This is a genomic window from Pseudomonas sp. KCJK9111 (assembly GCF_046231935.1).
Taxonomy (GTDB): Bacteria; Pseudomonadota; Gammaproteobacteria; order Pseudomonadales; family Pseudomonadaceae; genus Aquipseudomonas; species Aquipseudomonas parafulva_B.
In genome coordinates this window covers 1-17,325 of the sequence record NZ_JBJJMO010000006.1, presented here as the reverse complement: position 1 = coordinate 17,325, position 17,325 = coordinate 1, and the positions used below count along the sequence as shown (strand labels likewise).

Here is a 17,325-nt window from a genome sequence, read left to right as displayed (position 1 = left end):
CCATTGAATGCGTCGGCCTATTCATCGGTCTACGTTGCATCGTCGAGCCTTAAGGAGCCGTCTTGTCCGCGCCTGTCGAACCTATGCGTTTGCTGCTGTTGGCCAGTGAGCCCGAGTGGGCGGCCTTGCTGCACGCGTGCATGCCTGCCTTGAAGGGCGCGGCCGTACTGCTCACGGCACCCGACTGGGATGCCGTCGACAGTCTGTTCAGCCGCGACCGGCAGGCCGTGGTGCTGACCACGCCGGCGTTGCAGCCAGCACCCGGTCGTTGTGACCTGCCGACCATCCTGCTGTTGCACAGCGAGCCAGAGGCGGCGCCCAGCGGCGTCAGCGACTGGCTGGTGAGCGACCAAGTCAATGTCGACAGCCTGCGTCGGTGCCTGCGCCACGTGCGCGAGCGAGGTGTACTGGTAGCCACCCTGCAACGCTTGGCCGAGCAAGACCCTTTGACTGGCATCGCCAACCGCCAGGGCTTCCAGGCCTTGCTGGCCACGCGTTTGGCCGACCATGACGGGCGCGGCGTCGCCCTTGGGCATCTGGACCTGGACAACTTTCGCCATGTCAATGACGCCCTGGGGCACCAGAGTGGGGATCGCCTCATTCTGCAGGTGGTGCTACGTCTGAAGCATCAACTCGAAGCAGGCGACCAGCTGGCACGCCTGGGCAGTGACGAGTTCGCCTTGCTGATCGACACCCGCCGCGACCCAGGGCGTGCCGAGTGGATGGCCGAGCGCATCGTCGAGGCATTAGCCGAGCCCTACTGGGTCGATGGCGAAAGCCTGCTGCTCGGTTGCAGCCTGGGCCTGGCCCACGCCCGCGCCCAGAGTGGCGCCGACCCGCTGATGTGGCATGCGCACATCGCCATGCGTCAGGCCAAGGCCACCCAGGGCTGTACCTTCCATGTCTTCAACGAGCGCATCAATCGCCACGCACGCAGCCTGGCCGATCTCGAAAGCGAGCTGCGCCGGGCCTTGCGCCGTGACGAGCTGGAACTTCACTATCAGCCGCGCTTGAACCTGGCTGATGGGCGGGTCGTCGGTCTCGAAGCGCTGGTGCGCTGGCGCCACGCCGAACGGGGCTTGCTGCCGCCCAGTGAGTTCGTGCCATTGGCCGAGCAAAGCGGGCTGATCGTGCCGCTGGGTTACTGGGTCATCGCCCGTGCCCTGCGCGACATGCAGGCCCTGAACACGCAGGGGCTTGCGCCGTTGCACATGGCGGTCAACCTCAGTTTCCGGCAGTTTCAGGACAGCCAGTTGCTGGCAACCTTGAGCCGGCTGATCGCCGAGTACGGTGTCGATGCCCACTGGCTGGAATTCGAGCTGACCGAAACGGCCGTGATGCGGCGCAATGAGCGGGTGCGTCAGACCATGGATGCACTGGGGCGCCTGGGCGTGCGCTTCTCGCTGGACGACTTTGGCACAGGGTTCTCTTCGTTCGTGCACCTCAACAGCCTGCCGATCACCTTGCTCAAGGTGGACCGCAGTTTCGTTGCGCAGATGGATATGCGCGAAGAGAACCGCAAGCTGGTGCATGCCATGATCAACCTGGCCCACAATCTCAACCTCGAAGTGGTGGCCGAGGGCGTCGAAAGCGAAGCGCAATTGGCCTTGCTGCGCGGGTTTGGCTGCAACCAGGTACAGGGTTTCCTGGTCAGCAAGCCTCTGCCGGTAGACGCGCTGATCCCGTTCCTGCTGCAGTCGTCACACCGCCAAGTGGGGGTTGCAGGCTAGCTGTCCGCCCCCCTGGCCAATGCGCAAAGCCACCTCAATGGGTTGAAATCAGGCAGATGTGGCCGTTGCGGCGCGTGTTCCGGCGTGGCGCAACAGCCGCCGCATCCGCCATTCGAAGCCGAAGGTCAGCGCCACCGAGGCGCACGCCAGCCCCAAGGCCAGCCCCCACCAGACGCCCACCGCGCCCCCGCCAAAGACGAAAGTGAACAACCAGGCGCTGGGTGCCCCGATGAGCCAGTAGCACACCAGCCCGATCAGGAACGTAGTCTTGGCGTCTTTCAGTCCACGAATAGAGCCCATCGCGATGGTCTGCACGCCATCGAACAGCTCGAACCAGGCGGCTACCATCAGCAGCTGGACCGCCAGCTGGAAGATGGCGGCAAACGCCGGGTCGGCCCTGTCGATAAACAGCCCTACCAATGCGTCTGGCAGCAACCAGAACAGCGCAGCGAAGGCGAACATCAGCATGGCCCCGAAGCCGATCCCCACCCGGCCAGCGCTGCGCGCGGCGAGCAAGTTGCCCGCACCGTAGTAATGGCCTACGCGCATGGTCACGGCATAGGACAGGCCAGTGGGCACCATGAAGGCGGTCGACACGATCTGCAGGGCGATCTGGTGCGCGCCCAACTCGGTACTGCCCAGTACGCCCATGCACAGCGCCGCAAAAGCGAACAGCCCTACTTCCACCATGTAGGTGCCGCCGATCGGCAGCCCCAGCCGCCACAGCTCGCCCAACGCTGGCAGCGATGGCCGCGACAGGCCCTTGCGCAGCGGGTAGGCGGCATAGGCCGGGTGCCAGCGGATGTACAGCGCCAGGGCAATGGCCATGCCCATCGAGACCACCGCAGTGACCAGGCCGATGCCCATCAGACCAAGCTTGGGCAGGCCGAACATGCCTTCGATCAGCGCAACGTTCAGCAAGTAGTTGAGTACGGTGCCTACCAGGCTGATCACCATTACCGGCGTAGAGCGGCCCAGGGCGCTGGTGAAGCCACGCAAGGCCATGAAGGTCAGGTAGCCCGGCAACGCCAGCGGCAGCAGGGTGAGAAACTCGGCCGCCGAGGCGACGTTGTCAGGCTGCTGCCCGAAAAGCAGCAGCACAGGTTCGAGGTTCCACAGCACCAGCGCCGCGAACAAGGCCAGGCCCCAGGCCAGCCACAGGCCGCTTTGCGCCAGCCGTGTGGCGCCCTCGATGTCATTGGCGCCTCGGCGGAAGGCTACCAGGGTGCCGACCGCCGCGATGACGCCCAGGCAGAAGATGGACACGAACGAATAGCCCGCCGCGCCCAACCCGCCACCGGCCAAGGCCTGCGGGCTGATGCGTGCCATCATCAGGGTGTCGGTCAGTACCATGAGCATGTGCGCCAGCTGCGAGGCGATCAGCGGGCCTGCCAAGCGCAGTAATGCCTTGAGCTCGTGGGTAGGTGCGACGTGCATGGATGTGATCCTTGGCGAAGACGGTGGCGGACGAAGGGCGATTCTGAAGCTTGGGTCAGCTTTTAACAAAAGGATAAATGCGATCATTGGCATGAGTTTTAATCATGGCGATATGATGCGCAGGTCGCCGTTTCTCCGCCGAACAAGGAACCTCATGACCCGAAAGCTACCGCCCCTGTATGCGCTGCGTGCATTCGAAGCTACGGCGAGGTTGAACTCATTCACCCGTGCTGGCGAAGCGTTGTCCATTACCCAAAGCGCGGTCAGCCGGCACATTCGCACGCTGGAGGATCACTTTGCCTGCCGACTGTTCGTGCGCAGTGGCCGCAGCCTGCAACTGACCGAAGCTGCACGGGTGCTGCTACCGGGTGTGCGCGAAGGCTTTGCAGCGCTTGAGCGTGCTTGTGACACGTTGCGCGGTGAAGACGAGATGCTGCGCATGAAGGCGCCGTCCACCTTGACCATGCGTTGGTTGCTGGCCCGGCTGAGCCGCTTCCGTCGGCTGCAACCTGGCAATGAAGTGCAACTGACCAGTGCCTGGATGGACGTCGACCATGTGGACTTCAACCAGGAACCTTTCGATTGCGCGGTGCTGCTGGGCGATGGGGTGTTCCCGGCGGAGTGGGAGGTACGCAAGCTGTTCCCCGAACTGCTGGTGCCGGTGGGTGCACCAGGGCTGTTGGATGACGGGCCCTGGAACGCGACGCGCCTTGCGAGTAGCGAACTGCTGCACCCTACAATGGACAAGCGTGACTGGCGGGTATGGCTGGAGCGCCTGGGCCTGAGTAGCAGGGTTTCGCTCAAGGGCGGGCAGGTGTTCGACACGTTGGAACTGGGCATGATTGCAGCGGCCCGAGGCTACGGTGTTTCAATTGGTGACCTGATGATGGTGGCCGAAGATGTGGCGCAGGGGCGCATGAGCCTGCCATGGCCGACAGCAGTCCCCAGCGGCATGGACTACTACCTGGTATGGCCGCGGACCCGGCCGGGCGGCGAGCGCCTGCGCCGCCTCAGTGCCTTCCTGCAAGCCGAGGTGAATGCCATGGCGCTACCCGAGGTGGTGATCCTGCCAGCCCTTTGATTACGAGCGCTATATCCCGGTCCGACACTCAAGTATTCGGCGCCGACGCCGATCAAATGGCACCAGCGTCCCGGAAGAGGGCGCGCTTCCCGTCAAATAAAAGCGGGTGGTCAGCGTGATCAGGATGATCCCGGCCTCTTGCCAGGAGCTTGCCCATGCCTCAACCGCGTGCCCGGATTGCCTCGCAACTCGGTATCGCCCTCGCCATCGTGCTGGCGCTGGTGATTTCCGGCAGTACCCTTTTTGCCCTGCGTTCACTGGACGATGCCAACCTCGCTACGCGCCAGGCCCACCTGGCCAGTGAGGCGCGCTTGCTGGCCGACCAGCTTGACACGTTCCACGGCTCGCTCAAGGACAATACCCAGCGCTTGAGCGGCTTGTTCGAGCGACGCTTCGCATCAGGGCTGTCGCTGCATGCAGGGCAGACCGTGCAGGTCGCAGGGTACGCAACGCCGGCCCTGTACCTGGGCGATCAGTTATTGAACAACGACTTCCAGCAAGTGGACGACTTCCAGCAGATGACTGCCGGTATCGCCACGGTGTTCGTGCGCAGTGGCGACGATTTCGTGCGCATCAGCACCAATTTGAAGAAACAGGACGGCAGCCGCGCCATCGGTACCCAGCTCGACCGCCAGCACCCCGCTTACGCCAAGTTACTGGCCGGGCAGATGTACGTTGGCCGTGCCGTGTTGTTCGACCGCAACTACATGACGCGCTATGTGCCGATGACCGACGGTAATGGCCGGGTGATCGCGGTGCTGTTCGTGGGTTTCGATTACACCGATGCGCAGAACGCCCAGTTCGCCAACCTCAAACGCTTCCGCATTGGCCAAACCGGTTCATTGGCACTGCAGGATGAAAAGGGCCAGTGGCTGGTGCCGCCGGCCAATGCCGAGCAGCCGCTGTACAGCGCGACGGCGCCCTTTGCCCAAGGACCCTGGACGGTGGTTGCGAGCATGCCCCTGGCAGAGATCCGCGAGGTAACCTGGAGCGTGGGTCTGCGCCTTGCCGTCGGCAGCGTGCTGGCCATGCTCATGGCCGTGGCTGCAACGCTGTGGTTGCTCAGGCGCAAGCTGCGCCCGCTGGATGATCTGGTACGGCAAGCACAAGCGCTCGGAGCGGGTGACCTGAACGCACGGCTGAACGTGACCAGCCACGATGAAATCGGGCAGTTGGCGCGCAGCTTCAACACGATGGGTGAAGCCCTCTCCAACATGGTCGAGCACATCCGCAGTGCCTCCGAGCAGGTCAGCACCCGCGCCCGCTCGCTGTCAGGCCTGTCGGCTGGCGCCTGTGTGGGCATGGACCAGCAATCAGGCGAAATCACCAGCATGGCGGGCGCGGTGGAAGAGTTCAGCGCCACGTCCATGAACATCGCCGACAACATGGCTGGTACCGAGCGCATGGCCCGCGACAATGCCCAGCAGACCCGCGTGGGCCGCGGCGCCATGGACGAAGCGTCGCACTCGCTCAAGCAGATTGCCGATGCCCTGGGTGACACAGCCACGGTCGTGAACAGCCTGGGTGCACGTTCGCAAGAGATCGGCAGCATCATAAGTGTCATCACCGCCATCGCTGAGCAGACCAATCTGTTGGCTTTGAATGCTGCCATCGAAGCGGCCCGTGCCGGTGAGCAGGGGCGTGGCTTTGCAGTGGTGGCTGACGAGGTGCGTGGGCTGGCAGCGCGAACCCGTCAGGCCACCGATGAAATATCCGGCATGATCACCAGCATCCAGCAGCAGACCGGGCATGCCATCACCACACTGGAGCAGAGTAACCAGCTGATGCAGGACGGCCTGGAGCGCAATGGCAAGGTCGCGCAGGCACTTGCCCGCATCGACGAACAAAGCCGTGCGGCGGGTGAGCAGTTTGCCGTGATCAGTACGGCGACCCAGGAGCAGAGCAGCACAGCGACCGTGCTGAGCCGCAATTTGCAGAGCATCGCCCAGGCCAACGGTGAGCAGCGCGAGGTGGCCAACGAGCTGGCATTAACAGCGCGGGAGCTGGAAGGGTTGGCAGCGCAGTTGCGTCAGGAAGTGGACCGTTTCCGCTGACACGGTGGGGCACCCAAGTGCCCCTTCAACTTGTCGCTTTACAGCGATACCAGGTTCAGTGCCTGCGCGCACGCCTGCAGCGAGCGGCGCTCGCTTTGCGCATAGAGCGCCAGTTCATCCTGCACCTGCAGCCCCAGCGCCGCTTCGAAGGCTGCGCGGTTGGCGTTGCTGCCGTACTCGGCCCGGGCATCGTCGCCCAGGTTGGACTGGAAGATCCCTGCGGCGCTTACCGGCAAGAAATCTTCGTATACCAGTGCCTCGAAATGCACGTGGTCTGCGTCGATCAGCTCTTGCAGGGTAGTTGGCCTGCCTTGTTCACCGCGCGCGGCCAGGCCTTTCTCGGTCGCGAAGTAGCGAAAATACGCCAGGCCCTGCTCACGCATCTGCATCAGGTCGTCCGGGAAGGCGGCGAAGGTGTCTGTGAGCATCGCCATGTACTGTGGGGCATTGGCCTCGGCGGGTGCACCACCCAATGCAAGGCGAGTCCTGTCGAGCAGCTTGTCATAGAGCTGGCGCCCCTTCGGCGTCAACGCCGCGCCACGTTGCTCGATTTCCCCAAAGCGCGCGGTGTGGCTACCTTCGCTACCGTGCTGACCGCAGAATACGACCTTTTCCTGCAAGGCCTTGAAGCTGGTCTGGCGCAGTAGAATTGGGTGGCGGCGGGGAGGGGGGCCTTCGACCACGGCCTTGGGCGTGATGCCCTTGGCCGGCATGCCGAGCTGGATGGCATCAATATCCAGGGTGCGCGGAGTAAGGTGATTGATGTGCGGGCCCTTGAACGCGACAACATCGGCAAGCAGGCGGTGCTGGTCGTGCAGCTGCTGGTACTGCTCGGCGGTGACGGTAGCGTCGCGGTGCCAGCGGAAGGTGTGCAGGGCTTCCTGTACGAAAGTCTGGGCATCTGCGGTATTCAAGCCGCCATCGCGTTCGCGCTGCTCGATCAGATGGAGTACGCGAGGGGTGAAGATCTGGCGTTTGGCCAGGATATCCTTGGCCATTTCCCGCAACTGCAGGTTGTCGATCAGCTCCAAGCGCAACAGCGAGGTGAAGACACGGAACGGGCTGACGTGCAGCGACTGCTCATGCACGGCACGGAATGCGGTGGAGTGCACCGGGACCCCAGCACTGCTGAGGTCGTAGTAGCCCACTGGCTGCATGCCCATGACCGCAAAAAGTCGCGCGATGGTCGCCAGCTCCTCGGCCGTACCCACGCGGATGGCACCATGGCGTTCATGGCCCAGCCGCTCGAGTTCCCCTGTCCAGCGCAGCGCCTGCGCCACTTCTGGTTGCTCGGCCATCACCTGCTGGTTGATTTCGCTCACCAGCGCCAGCAGCGTGCCGTACAACGGCACTTCCTGTTTGTACATGAGCGACATGGCGGCAGAAAACTGCGCACGGATGCTGTCGGGGCTGACGAAATCATGGGCGGGCATCGCTGGATTCCTGGTTAATGGCTGACCCTTACATGAAAGCGGGGAATGCACCCGGGCCACAAGCGAAAAAAAGTAGGCGTGTCATTCCTTTTTTGATCGACATCGACAGGCGTAGGGTGCTCCTCCTGTCGAGGGCTTCATGCCTGCAGCTGCTCACCGATCCAGTCCACCAGCGCCCGCACCTTGGGCACTTCCGCGGCATGTTCGGCATACGCCAGGTAGTGCGCGCCGGCACTGCGCATCGCATGATTCCAGGGCACGACCAGGCTGCCCTCGGCCAGCTCCTTCGCCACCAGGTAGCGCGGCACCAGTGCCACCCCGCAACCGGCCTGGGCAGCGCTCAGGGCCATGTAGAACGTGTCGAAGCGCGGGCCGTGGTACGCGCTGACGCTTTGCAGGCCCTGCTCCAGGAACCATTCGTGCCAGGCTTCTGGCCGTGAAGTGCTTTGCAGCAACACCAAGTCGGTCAATGCCTCGGCACTCGGCAGGTCACGGCCTGCCAGCAGCTCTGGCGAGCACACCGGCACGACTTCTTCACCGAACAGCTCGATGCAGCTGGCCCCCGGCCAGGTGCCCTGGCCGTAGAAGAACACGACGTCGGCCGAGCCCTGCAACAGTGAAAAGGGCTCCATTTCGTTGCGAATGTCCAAGTGAATGTTGCTGTGCCGCCGGCCGAAGCCCTTGAGGTGGGGGATCAGCCAGCGCACGCCGAAGCTTGGCTGCGTCGCGACCTTCAGGATCTCGGTCTGCTCCCCGTACGTCAGGACGTAGCGGCTGGACATATCGACCTGCGTGAGGATCTTGTTCACCTCGGCCAGATAGAGGCTGCCGGCTGGCGTGAGCTGTAAACGTCGGCGAATGCGCAGGAAAAGGTGGTGACGCAACAGGTCTTCGAGCTGCGCCACCTGCTTGCTGACCGCACTTTGGGTCAAATGCAGCTCTTCGGCGGCTCGGGTGAAGCTCAAGTGGCGGGCTGCAGCTTCAAAGCACTGCAGGGCGGTCATGGACGGCACCAGACGTTTTGACATAGCGTTCTCACGGGCTCGAATCATTACCTGACGGAATGATATGCGGAATAAAGGTCGTTTGTTGCGCTTAACTGATCGGATTAATACTGATCCACATCATATCCAACCTGTCTACCCATGTAGGAGAACACCAATGGTTGCTGGATTGCTCGAGCGCCTGGGCGTTGCTGCCCAGGCTTACACCCAAGGCGATTACGCTGTACACACGCCAATCGACGGCAGCCAGATCGCTTCGGTGACGCTGCTCGGTCAAGCCGAGACCACCGCGCGTATCGAGCAGGCCCAGCAGGCATTCGAGGCGTGGCGCAGCGTGCCTGCCCCACGTCGGGGTGAGCTGGTGCGCCTGTTCGGCGAAGTATTGCGCGAGCACAAGGCAGACCTGGGTGAACTGGTTTCGATCGAAGCAGGCAAGATTACCCAGGAAGGCCTGGGCGAAGTGCAAGAAATGATCGACATCTGCGACTTTGCAGTGGGGCTGTCACGTCAGTTATACGGCCTGACCATCGCCTCCGAGCGTCCTGGCCACCACATGCGCGAAAGCTGGCACCCGCTGGGTGTGGTCGGTGTGATCAGCGCGTTCAACTTCCCGGTGGCGGTCTGGTCCTGGAACACCGCCCTGGCTCTGGTGGCCGGCAATTCGGTGGTATGGAAGCCCTCCGAGAAAACGCCATTGACCGCCCTGGCGTGCCAGGCGTTGTTCGACAAGGCGTTGAAAGCCTTCGGTGATGCGCCGGCAGGTCTTGCGCAGCTGGTCATCGGCGGCCGTGAAGCAGGCGAAGCCCTGGTCGATGACCCCCGCGTAGCCCTGGTGAGTGCCACCGGCAGCACGCGCATGGGCCGTGAAGTCGGGCCGCGTGTAGCGGCACGCTTTGGCCGCAGCATCCTGGAACTTGGCGGCAACAATGCAATGATCCTGGCACCTAGCGCCGACCTGGACCTGGCCGTGCGGGGCATTCTCTTCTCGGCAGTCGGCACTGCCGGGCAGCGCTGCACCACGCTGCGCCGCCTCATCGTGCACCGTTCGATCAAGGATGAAGTACTGGCTCGGGTCAAAGCCGCCTACGGCAAGGTGCGCATTGGCGACCCGCGCAAGGACAACCTGGTTGGGCCCCTGATCGACAAGGCCTCGTTCGATGCCATGCAAGGCGCCCTGGCCAAGGCTCGCGACGAAGGCGGCCAAGTGTTCGGGGGTGAGCGCCAGTTGGCCGACCAGTATCCCAATGCCTATTACGTATCGCCTGCCATTGCTGAAATGCCTGGGCAAAGCGAGGTGGTGCGCCATGAAACGTTCGCGCCGATTCTCTATGTGCTGGCCTACGATGACTTCGACGAAGCCTTGCGCCTGAACAACGAGGTCCCCCAGGGCTTGTCGTCCTGCATCTTCACCACCGACCTGCGCGAGGCTGAGCGTTTCCAGAGCGCGGCTGGCAGTGATTGCGGTATCGCCAACGTCAACATTGGCACCAGCGGTGCTGAAATCGGCGGGGCGTTCGGGGGTGAGAAGGAGACCGGTGGTGGCCGTGAGTCCGGTTCCGATGCCTGGAAAGGCTACATGCGCCGTCAGACCAATACCGTGAACTACTCCCGTGAGTTGCCACTGGCGCAGGGCATCGTGTTCGACTGACTAGCGTGATTGTGTAGAACCAGGGGCACGGCCCTTGGTGGGCGACCAAGCCCGCCTCCATCAGGATCGGTGCGTATGCCTCGATGCCTGGGGACGCGGGCTTGGCTGCGAAAGGCCGCACGGCGGTCTCGAACAAGAATAAATTGCGGGAGCCGGGCCATGTCCGAACTGCGTCAAGAATGCTTGTGGGAATGCGTCACCGTGCCAAGCGTGACCGTCCAGGCCCTGGCGGGGGAACACCACGCCGATGTCTGCGTGATCGGCGGCGGCATTACCGGGTTGTCAGCGGCCATTCACCTGCTCGAGCAGGGTAAGTCGGTGATCGTGCTGGAGGCCTGGAAGGTGGGCCACGGCGGCTCTGGCCGTAACGTCGGGCTGGTCAATGCCGGTACCTGGATTCGCCCGGACGACGTTGAAGCCACCTTGGGCCAGAAGCAAGGCAGCCGGTTGAACACGGTGCTGGGTCAGGCCCCGGCCGATGTGTTCGCCATGATCGAACGCCTGGGCATCGACTGTCAGGCACGGCACCAGGGCACCCTGCACATGGCACATAACGCCACCGGCATCGCCGATCTGCAGGCCCGCCACGAGCAGTGGCGACGGCGCGGTGCCGATGTCGAACTGCTGACCGGCGCACAGTGCCAGGAATATTGCGGTACCGACAAGATCGCCGCCGCCTTGCTCGACCGCCGTGCCGGCACCATCAACCCGATGGGCTACACCCAGGGCCTGGCAGCTGCCGTGGTGCGCCTGGGTGGCAAGCTGTTCCAGCAGTCCTCAGTCCAGGGCCTGACGCGCGAGGGCGACGGCTGGCGTGTGCAGACCGCACGCGGTTCGGTGCGCGCCGAGAAGGTGGTGATCTCCACGGGCGCCTACACCGAAGGGGACTGGAGCAACCTGCAAAAGCAGTTCTTCAAGGGCTATTACTACCAGGTTGCCTCCAAGCCATTGCAGGGCGCGCAGGCCGACAAGATACTCCCTCACGGCCAAGGCTCCTGGGATACCCGCACCGTGCTCAGCAGTATTCGCCGCGATGACCAGGGCCGTTTGCTGCTCGGCAGCCTGGGCCGGGTCGACAACAAGCCCGCGTGGTTCGTGCGCAGTTGGGCCGACCGTATCCAGCGTCACTACTATCCTGCGCTTGGCAAGGTCGAATGGGACATGCATTGGACCGGCTGCATCGACTTTACGCCCGACCACCTGATGCGTCTGTTCGAACCCGCCCCTGGGTTGGTGGCGGTCACCGGCTACAACGGGCGTGGCAATACCACCGGCACCGTCATTGGCCGGGCGTTCGCCGAATTTCTGTCAAAAGGGGAAGCAGCCAGCCTGCCGATACCGTTCTCGACCATGAAAGGCGTGAGCGCGACCTCACTGCGCACGGCGTTCTATGAGTCCGGATTCTCGCTGTATCACGCCGGCCAGTGCCTGCGCGTGGTGCTGTGAGGCAACGCCCCACACCGGCAGGTAACGCGTCATTTGTGCAGCCAGCTCAGGAAACCGCCTTTGCTGATGGAAACAGGCTTGTGCAAGAGTAGCGATTCGCGGCCCTGACGCCGGACGCGTTGCAGTTTGCTCAAGGCGGTCTGCACATCGCCATGTTGCTGCAGATACGCTTTGACCCGTTGCTTGTCGATGCGATACAGCAGGCAACTGGTCAAGGTTCTGAACTCCACCAGCGAGTCGTCTTCATCAACGAGCCCGTCGATGCCCAGTACTTCACCTGGGCCCATGCGTCCGGCCTCCAGGCGCTTGCCATCCTCCAGCACCGCCGCCGATACGACACCTCGCCCTATGATCAGCACGTGCTCGGACTGCTTGCCCACCTCCAGAATCGTCGTATCAGCCAGGTACTCGACGGCGGTCATGTGCTGGCTCAGTGTGTCACGCTCTTCATCACTCAGGGCGCGAAACACCCGTACCTCGTCCAGCACCTCCCGTTGACGACTGCGCGGCGGCATCGTCAAGTCCTGGTTCCAGAGCACCCCGTTCGCTTCCAGGTGCCGGTGGGCCAGGTCGAACAACTGGTTGCGCGTAGCGTTCTTGCCACTCATGTCGGCGATGAAACCGCTGGCTTCGTATTCCACCGAATCGAGCGTCGAGGTCTTCACGGCTACCTTGGGGGCGGGTGCGGGGAGAATCGCACGGGTACCGCGCAGCGCCTTTTCCAGTGCATCGAACACCTTGCCAGGGCGCACGCTGGCAGGCACGACCACGCTGATTGACACCCCATGCACATCAGCCGGACGGCTATGGTTGAGTAAGCGGGCCTTGGCAGCCACGGAGTTCGGGATGACCGCCAGGCTGCCGCTGCTGGTGAGCAGCCGGGTCGCGCGCCAGTCGATGTCCAGCACCTTGCCCTCCGTGCCATCGATGGAAATGGCGTCACCGATCTGATAGGGCCGCGTGGTGTTGAGCACGATGCCGCTGAATACGTCTGCCAGGGTGCTCTGCAATGCCAGGCCGATGACGATGGCCATCACCCCCGATGTGGCCAGCAGCCCCTTGACGGGCAATTGCAGTACATAGCCGGCCGCCGCCACCACGGCGACGATGAAGATCAATGCGCCGAGCACATCCTGCAGCAAGCGGCCGCCGTGGCTGCCGCGCGCCACCAACAACAGGCCGAAAACCACTGTGACGGTACGCGCGCCAAACAGCCACCAGGCAATGGCAAGCACGGTGGCCAGCAAGTTGCGGGCAACGTCGTCCACCCAAGGCGCGGGCTGTAATAGGCCTGGCCGATCTCGGTCAGTGCGAAGTGGCGGCTGGTGCGCTGCAGCAAGCGCACGCCCAGACGCTCTTCGAGGTCGGCAATGCGTCGGCTGAGTTTCGACTTGGGCATGTTCAGCGCCCGACCCGCCGGGGCGAAGCCACCGTGCTCGACCACTTGGGTGAAGTAGTAGAGTGAGTTGAGGTCTTCCAAGAATGCGTCTCCACAGAACCCGCCAAGGGCGGCCTGCGCAGTTTAACGTTCCTGGCGGCTGGATGGTGGATCTGGCGCTTGGGGCGCGGAGCGCGCTCGGGCCCGCCCCGGCCCGAGCGCCCGTGCTGGTTCAGTTCTGGACGCTTTGCACCGAGCCGCCATCGACCCGCAGGTTGCTGCCATTGATGAACGAAGCCCGCTCCGAAACCAGCAGCGCGATCGCGGCCGCGACCTCTTCAGGCTTGCCTCGACGCTTCTGCACGATGCCGGGCCGCTCCTCTTCGAGGAAGCTTTCGATAGCCTCCTCGAAGCTCACGCCTTTCTCTTCGGCGCGCTGTTTCATCATGCCATCGGTCATGTTGGTTTCGATGAAGGCCGGCGACACCGTGTTGCACAGCACCCCATGCGCCGCCTCTTTGTAGGACAGGTTCTTGATGAACGCAGCCAGTGCGGCCTTGGCGACGTTGTACACAGCCTCTTCCCAGTAAGGCTGCACGGCATTCTCGGAGGTGATGCACACCAACCGTCCCCAGCCTCGCTTGCGCATCGCCGGAAGGGTGGCCCGCGCCACCCGCACGGCGGTGAAGAAGTCGGTATCCCAGGCTTCCTGGTAGTCCTCGTCCTTCATTTCCAGCGGGTCACCCTTGGCGCCTGTCACACCCGCAGTGTGCACCACGATGTCTACCTGACCGAAACGTTCTTCGGCTTGCCGGACCAAGTTGTTCACCTCGTCCTGGCGAGTCATGTCCGCCGCTATGAGCAAGGGCGCGCCACCCAACGCCTTGGCGGCATCTTCGAGTTTACCTTGGTCGATGTCAGTCAATACCAGCTTCACACCTTCCTCGGCCAGTAGGCGAGCGGTGGCCAGGCCAATACCGCCAGCTGCGCCGCTGATCAGGGCCACACGGTTGTTCAAACCTAAATCCATCAACGATCTCCCAGGGAAAGTTCAGCAGCGATAGGTCTTGCGAAATCAAGCATCGGCTCGGCCAATGCCTGAGGGGTCTGGTAAGGCATCAGGTGCCCCGCACCAGGCAGGGTAAGCACAGTGCTGTTAGGGAAGTGCGACAAGGTCGTGCGCCGCTGCTCTTGGGCGTCGGGCACCTGCCGGTCATCGGCGCCGCAGATCAGCAGGGCCGGATAGGGCAGCAGGCCGATGCGATCGCTCCAGTCCTCGCGGCTGCCGTGATCGACCCAGGCACGCCAGGCGTCGAGGTTGACGGCCTGGGCGTCGGCGATGGCGACTTCGCGCAGGGCATCGGGCAGCCTGTGGTAGCTCGAGTCGTCGACGAAGGCTTCGGCTTGCTCCCGGCTGGCGGTGTAGGCCCGTTGCTGGTCGCGGTCTTCATCGCTCATCGGCTGGGGGCCAGGGGGTGATGGGGCGACCAGGATCAGGCCCTGAAGGTAGTCCGGGCGGCGAGCGGCCAGCACGACCGCGACTTTTCCGGTCATCGAGTGGCCAACAAGGATGCAGTGCTTGAGCCCAAGCTCCCGGATGCTCGCATCGACCTGGTCGGCCATTTCGTCGACCGTATAGCCGGTGACGTCATTGGCGTCGCCGTACCCGGGTGTGTTCAGGGCGACGCAGGCATGCGCTCGGTCCAGGTAAGGGAGGGTGGCGGACCATGTTCGGTGCGAGCCGCCCAGAAAATGCATCAACACGAAGGTAACGGGACCGCGGCCTTGCTGGCTGTATGGGAGCATCGAGCACCTGAAGTCGTTCGCTTTATAGATGGAAAGCGGAGCGGCTGGGGAAGTTCATTCAGGCGCTGCGGGCACTGGGCAGCATTGTTTCTGCGGGGTGGGCATCCAGGTTTCCCCTCAGCCACCCCCAGGACGGTACTGCAGGGCCTCGGCCAGATGCGCCCGGCCAAGATTATTAGATCAGCAGCTCGTAGCTCGAGAGGTGCTTGACGATCTCTGGGAGCCGCTGCTTGAGGAGTATGTCCAGTAGCTCGCGGGGCGAGTAAACCGGATCTTTAAGGGATGCGCGCTGCTTCTGGACGGCCTTGAGCACAGCTGCTTGATCAAGGTCCCAGATGTCGGAAAGGAATACATCGGGATGCAACGCCTCGATCTCGAAACGTTTCAGGATCTTGGCCGGAAAATCTTTGAGGTTGTACGTGACAATCACCGAGGCGCCACATTTGATCGCCGCTGCCAAGACGTGTCTGTCGTCTCCATCAGGAAGGTCAAGCCCTTGCACAAGCGGCTCGTAGTCACTTACCAGGGAGTCAGGAATCGCCTGATTCATAAATCCGACGGTGCGATCAAGCTGTGTTTTTGACACATCAGGACGGTTTTTTAACACGTTTCGTGTCCATTCATCGTGGATTTTCTCGGACCAACGCGCGCGATATGCGCCAGTCAGAGCCAGATGCATCAACAAATCACGCAATGGTGCTGGATAAAGCACGCAGGCGTCGTAGATAACAGTAAAAGGTGAGTGCCTCATTAATAGCCCATATTGAGTTCTTGGGCTTGTGCAGCCAGTTCATCCATGGCGGCTTGGCTTGCTTTGTCACGATCAGCCTTGTAGGCCATTAGGTCGGTGAATTTTACACGGCGGTGGCTGCCGGTTTTGGTGTGTGGAATAAGCCCCTCATCCAGCAGCTTGACCAAGTGAGGACGCGAGACGTTGAGCATATCGGCACCCTCCTGAGTGGTCAGTTCCGCATGGATGGGCACCACTTTTACGGTGTTGCCCAAGGCCAGCTCGTTGAGTATGTCGCCGAGCAATCTGAGCGCGAACGTTGGCAGTTCAACGGTCTGCCGTTGCTCAGCTTCATCTACCAGCTCAATGCGCTGAGTATCCAACTTCGTTGAGACGAAAGCGGCAATCTGGCGGCTTGACTCAGTAGCCGCGGCGATCGCTTTTTCATCTGGAAGGATGGATCGAGCGAGATCGGCGGTGGTCATGGGTTTCTCCAGTCGTTAATAAGAATCCTGGCGGTTAGTACGACAGATAGCCCCTTTATATTCGAAACAAACGAAATGCACAATATTCGAAACAAACGAAACCGCGATTAGGTTTTCAGAGAGGCGCGTCTTCCAATCTAGAGGTTGATGCGATGTACATGAGGTAGGCTGCTTCCGCCTAGCCAAGCGCTTGCGGCTAACGGGTTCGCCCCTCAGCCACCCCCAGGACGGTACTGCAGGGCCTCGGCCAGATGCGCCCGGCCAATCGCCGTGCATCCCTCAAGGTCTGCCAGTGTCCTGGCGACCTTGAGCAATCGGTGTGCTGCTCGCAGCGACAGCGTCAGCCGTTCACAGGCGCCTTCCAGCCAAGCCTGATCAGGTGCTGCCAAGCTACAGTGCTGGCGCAGCCCGTCCAGGTTGAGAAATGCATTGGCGCACCCTTGCCGACGCTGTTGCACGTCCCGGGCATGCGCGACCTGGAGGGCGACGTCGGCACTGCTTTGTCCGCAGGGCCGATTGTTGAGTGTGGTGCTCTCGCGCGCCACGGTCAGGTGCAAGTCGATCCGGTCCAGCAGCGGGCCTGACAGTTTATTGCGATAACGGGAGATTTGTTCGGTGCTGCAACGGCATCGCCCTGTGGGGTCGCCCAGGTAGCCGCAGGGGCAGGGGTTCATGGCGGCGACTAACTGAAAGCGGGCAGGGAAGCGCACTTTATCCCGCGCCCTGGCGATCACGATCTCGCCTGATTCCAAGGGTAGGGTTATTTATCACACATTGATACTGGCTCAATGATGTCGCCTAGCTGCTTGGCTGGTAAGATAAAGCAGACCTCTATGGATTGAGACCTTCATGAGAAATATAAAGAAGTCAGAAACCTTCAATAAGTCTGAAAAGCTACTTGCTAAATTAGGTGATAAAGCATTTTTATCACTCTGGTCTTTTGCAAATGTTTATACCGATGAAGGTTTAAAAATAGATGAAAAAGGTCAGCGAAAGGGGCAAGGAGAAGAGCTGTGCGACTTGTTGGTTGTGTTTGGCAATCACGTTCTTATTTTCTCGGATAAAGGACAGATTGAATATAGGCCCACGGCTG

At 62.2% G+C, this 17,325-nt stretch carries 12 protein-coding genes and 5 pseudogenes; 7 read left to right on the top strand and 10 right to left on the bottom strand.

Annotated elements, in window-relative coordinates; translation table 11 throughout:
• Window positions 1–62 precede the first annotated feature (62 nt).
• Entirely contained in the window at window positions 63–1,730 is a 1,668-nt protein-coding gene (locus ACK59L_RS04260; protein ID WP_409272080.1) for a putative bifunctional diguanylate cyclase/phosphodiesterase, read from the top strand.
• Between the two features lie 48 nt (window positions 1,731–1,778).
• Here ACK59L_RS04260 and ACK59L_RS04255 read toward each other — a convergent pair whose 3' ends face one another.
• Window positions 1,779–3,167, bottom strand: a complete 1,389-nt coding sequence (locus ACK59L_RS04255) for a NorM family multidrug efflux MATE transporter (RefSeq protein WP_197844308.1) — start codon at window positions 3,165–3,167, stop codon at window positions 1,779–1,781.
• A gap of 154 nt (window positions 3,168–3,321) precedes the next feature.
• On the opposite strand from ACK59L_RS04255, the gene ACK59L_RS04250 reads away from it, so the two are divergent.
• The 3 genes and pseudogenes from ACK59L_RS04250 to ACK59L_RS04240 all read left to right on the top strand — a co-directional run bounded on the left by ACK59L_RS04250 (window position 3,322) and on the right by ACK59L_RS04240 (window position 6,302).
• Entirely contained in the window at window positions 3,322–4,248 is a 927-nt protein-coding gene (locus ACK59L_RS04250) for a LysR substrate-binding domain-containing protein (protein ID WP_409272078.1), read from the top strand.
• A gap of 155 nt (window positions 4,249–4,403) precedes the next feature.
• Window positions 4,404–5,447 (top strand): annotated as a pseudogene (locus tag ACK59L_RS04245) (Cache 3/Cache 2 fusion domain-containing protein); the annotation flags it as partial.
• Window positions 5,442–6,302 (top strand): methyl-accepting chemotaxis protein, encoded by an 861-nt coding sequence (locus ACK59L_RS04240; protein ID WP_392515906.1) that lies wholly within the window; start codon window positions 5,442–5,444, stop codon window positions 6,300–6,302. The pseudogene ACK59L_RS04245 and the gene ACK59L_RS04240, both read left to right, overlap by 6 nt.
• Window positions 6,303–6,340: 38 nt before the next feature.
• Here ACK59L_RS04240 and ACK59L_RS04235 read toward each other — a convergent pair whose 3' ends face one another.
• Window positions 6,341–7,735 (bottom strand): VOC family protein, encoded by a 1,395-nt coding sequence (locus ACK59L_RS04235; RefSeq protein WP_409272076.1) that lies wholly within the window; start codon window positions 7,733–7,735, stop codon window positions 6,341–6,343.
• Between the two features lie 137 nt (window positions 7,736–7,872).
• Window positions 7,873–8,763 (bottom strand): LysR family transcriptional regulator, encoded by an 891-nt coding sequence (locus ACK59L_RS04230; protein WP_058602794.1) that lies wholly within the window; start codon window positions 8,761–8,763, stop codon window positions 7,873–7,875.
• A 133-nt stretch (window positions 8,764–8,896) separates the two neighbouring features.
• On the opposite strand from ACK59L_RS04230, the gene ACK59L_RS04225 reads away from it, so the two are divergent.
• Both ACK59L_RS04225 and ACK59L_RS04220 read left to right on the top strand, forming a co-directional pair.
• The gene (locus tag ACK59L_RS04225; protein ID WP_058638851.1) at window positions 8,897–10,387 is read left to right on the top strand and encodes an aldehyde dehydrogenase family protein; all 1,491 of its coding nucleotides are present in this window, start codon (window positions 8,897–8,899) and stop codon (window positions 10,385–10,387) included.
• Between the two features lie 159 nt (window positions 10,388–10,546).
• Complete coding sequence (locus ACK59L_RS04220) at window positions 10,547–11,833, top strand: NAD(P)/FAD-dependent oxidoreductase (protein ID WP_409272074.1); 1,287 nt, start codon at window positions 10,547–10,549, stop codon at window positions 11,831–11,833.
• 29 nt (window positions 11,834–11,862) lie between these two features.
• On the opposite strand, the pseudogene ACK59L_RS04215 reads toward ACK59L_RS04220, so the two are convergent.
• The 7 genes and pseudogenes from ACK59L_RS04215 to ACK59L_RS04185 all read right to left on the bottom strand — a co-directional run.
• Window positions 11,863–13,119: pseudogene (locus ACK59L_RS04215) on the bottom strand (mechanosensitive ion channel domain-containing protein); the annotation flags it as partial.
• Window positions 13,116–13,313, bottom strand: a pseudogene (locus tag ACK59L_RS04210) (LysR family transcriptional regulator); the annotation flags it as partial. The pseudogenes ACK59L_RS04210 and ACK59L_RS04215, both read right to left, overlap by 4 nt.
• A 130-nt stretch (window positions 13,314–13,443) precedes the next feature.
• The gene (locus tag ACK59L_RS04205; protein ID WP_409272072.1) at window positions 13,444–14,241 is read right to left on the bottom strand and encodes an SDR family NAD(P)-dependent oxidoreductase; all 798 of its coding nucleotides are present in this window, start codon (window positions 14,239–14,241) and stop codon (window positions 13,444–13,446) included.
• Window positions 14,241–15,017 carry an alpha/beta fold hydrolase gene (locus tag ACK59L_RS04200; protein ID WP_409272070.1) on the bottom strand — a complete coding sequence of 259 codons (777 nt, stop codon included), beginning with the start codon at window positions 15,015–15,017 and terminating at the stop codon, window positions 14,241–14,243. Before ACK59L_RS04200 ends, ACK59L_RS04205 begins: the two co-directional genes overlap by 1 nt.
• Window positions 15,018–15,192: 175 nt before the next feature.
• Entirely contained in the window at window positions 15,193–15,768 is a 576-nt protein-coding gene (locus ACK59L_RS04195) for a PIN domain-containing protein (RefSeq protein WP_409272068.1), read from the bottom strand.
• Window positions 15,768–16,232, bottom strand: coding sequence for a helix-turn-helix domain-containing protein (locus tag ACK59L_RS04190; protein ID WP_409272066.1), 465 nt, complete (start codon window positions 16,230–16,232; stop codon window positions 15,768–15,770). The genes ACK59L_RS04195 and ACK59L_RS04190 overlap by 1 nt, the downstream gene beginning before the upstream one ends.
• 212 nt (window positions 16,233–16,444) lie before the next feature.
• Window positions 16,445–16,987, bottom strand: a pseudogene (locus ACK59L_RS04185) (ATP-binding protein); the annotation flags it as partial.
• Window positions 16,988–17,081: 94 nt separating this feature from the next.
• On the opposite strand from ACK59L_RS04185, the pseudogene ACK59L_RS04180 reads away from it, so the two are divergent.
• A pseudogene (locus tag ACK59L_RS04180) lies at window positions 17,082–17,325 on the top strand (hypothetical protein); the annotation flags it as partial.

Excerpts from the sequence above, each read along its gene's own strand:
- ACK59L_RS04220 (WP_409272074.1), top strand. The coding sequence starts at position 10,547 with ATGTCCGAACTGCGTCAAGAATGCTTGTGGGAATGCGTCACCGTGCCA.
- ACK59L_RS04250 (WP_409272078.1), top strand. The coding sequence starts at position 3,322 with ATGACCCGAAAGCTACCGCCCCTGTATGCGCTGCGTGCATTCGAAGCT.
- ACK59L_RS04205 (WP_409272072.1), bottom strand. The coding sequence starts at position 14,241 with ATGGATTTAGGTTTGAACAACCGTGTGGCCCTGATCAGCGGCGCAGCT.
- ACK59L_RS04195 (WP_409272068.1), bottom strand. The coding sequence starts at position 15,768 with ATGAGGCACTCACCTTTTACTGTTATCTACGACGCCTGCGTGCTTTAT.
- ACK59L_RS04235 (WP_409272076.1), bottom strand. The coding sequence starts at position 7,735 with ATGCCCGCCCATGATTTCGTCAGCCCCGACAGCATCCGTGCGCAGTTT.
- ACK59L_RS04200 (WP_409272070.1), bottom strand. The coding sequence starts at position 15,017 with ATGCTCCCATACAGCCAGCAAGGCCGCGGTCCCGTTACCTTCGTGTTG.
- ACK59L_RS04255 (WP_197844308.1), bottom strand. The coding sequence starts at position 3,167 with ATGCACGTCGCACCTACCCACGAGCTCAAGGCATTACTGCGCTTGGCA.
- ACK59L_RS04190 (WP_409272066.1), bottom strand. The coding sequence starts at position 16,232 with ATGACCACCGCCGATCTCGCTCGATCCATCCTTCCAGATGAAAAAGCG.
- ACK59L_RS04230 (WP_058602794.1), bottom strand. The coding sequence starts at position 8,763 with ATGTCAAAACGTCTGGTGCCGTCCATGACCGCCCTGCAGTGCTTTGAA.
- ACK59L_RS04240 (WP_392515906.1), top strand. The coding sequence starts at position 5,442 with ATGGGTGAAGCCCTCTCCAACATGGTCGAGCACATCCGCAGTGCCTCC.
- ACK59L_RS04225 (WP_058638851.1), top strand. The coding sequence starts at position 8,897 with ATGGTTGCTGGATTGCTCGAGCGCCTGGGCGTTGCTGCCCAGGCTTAC.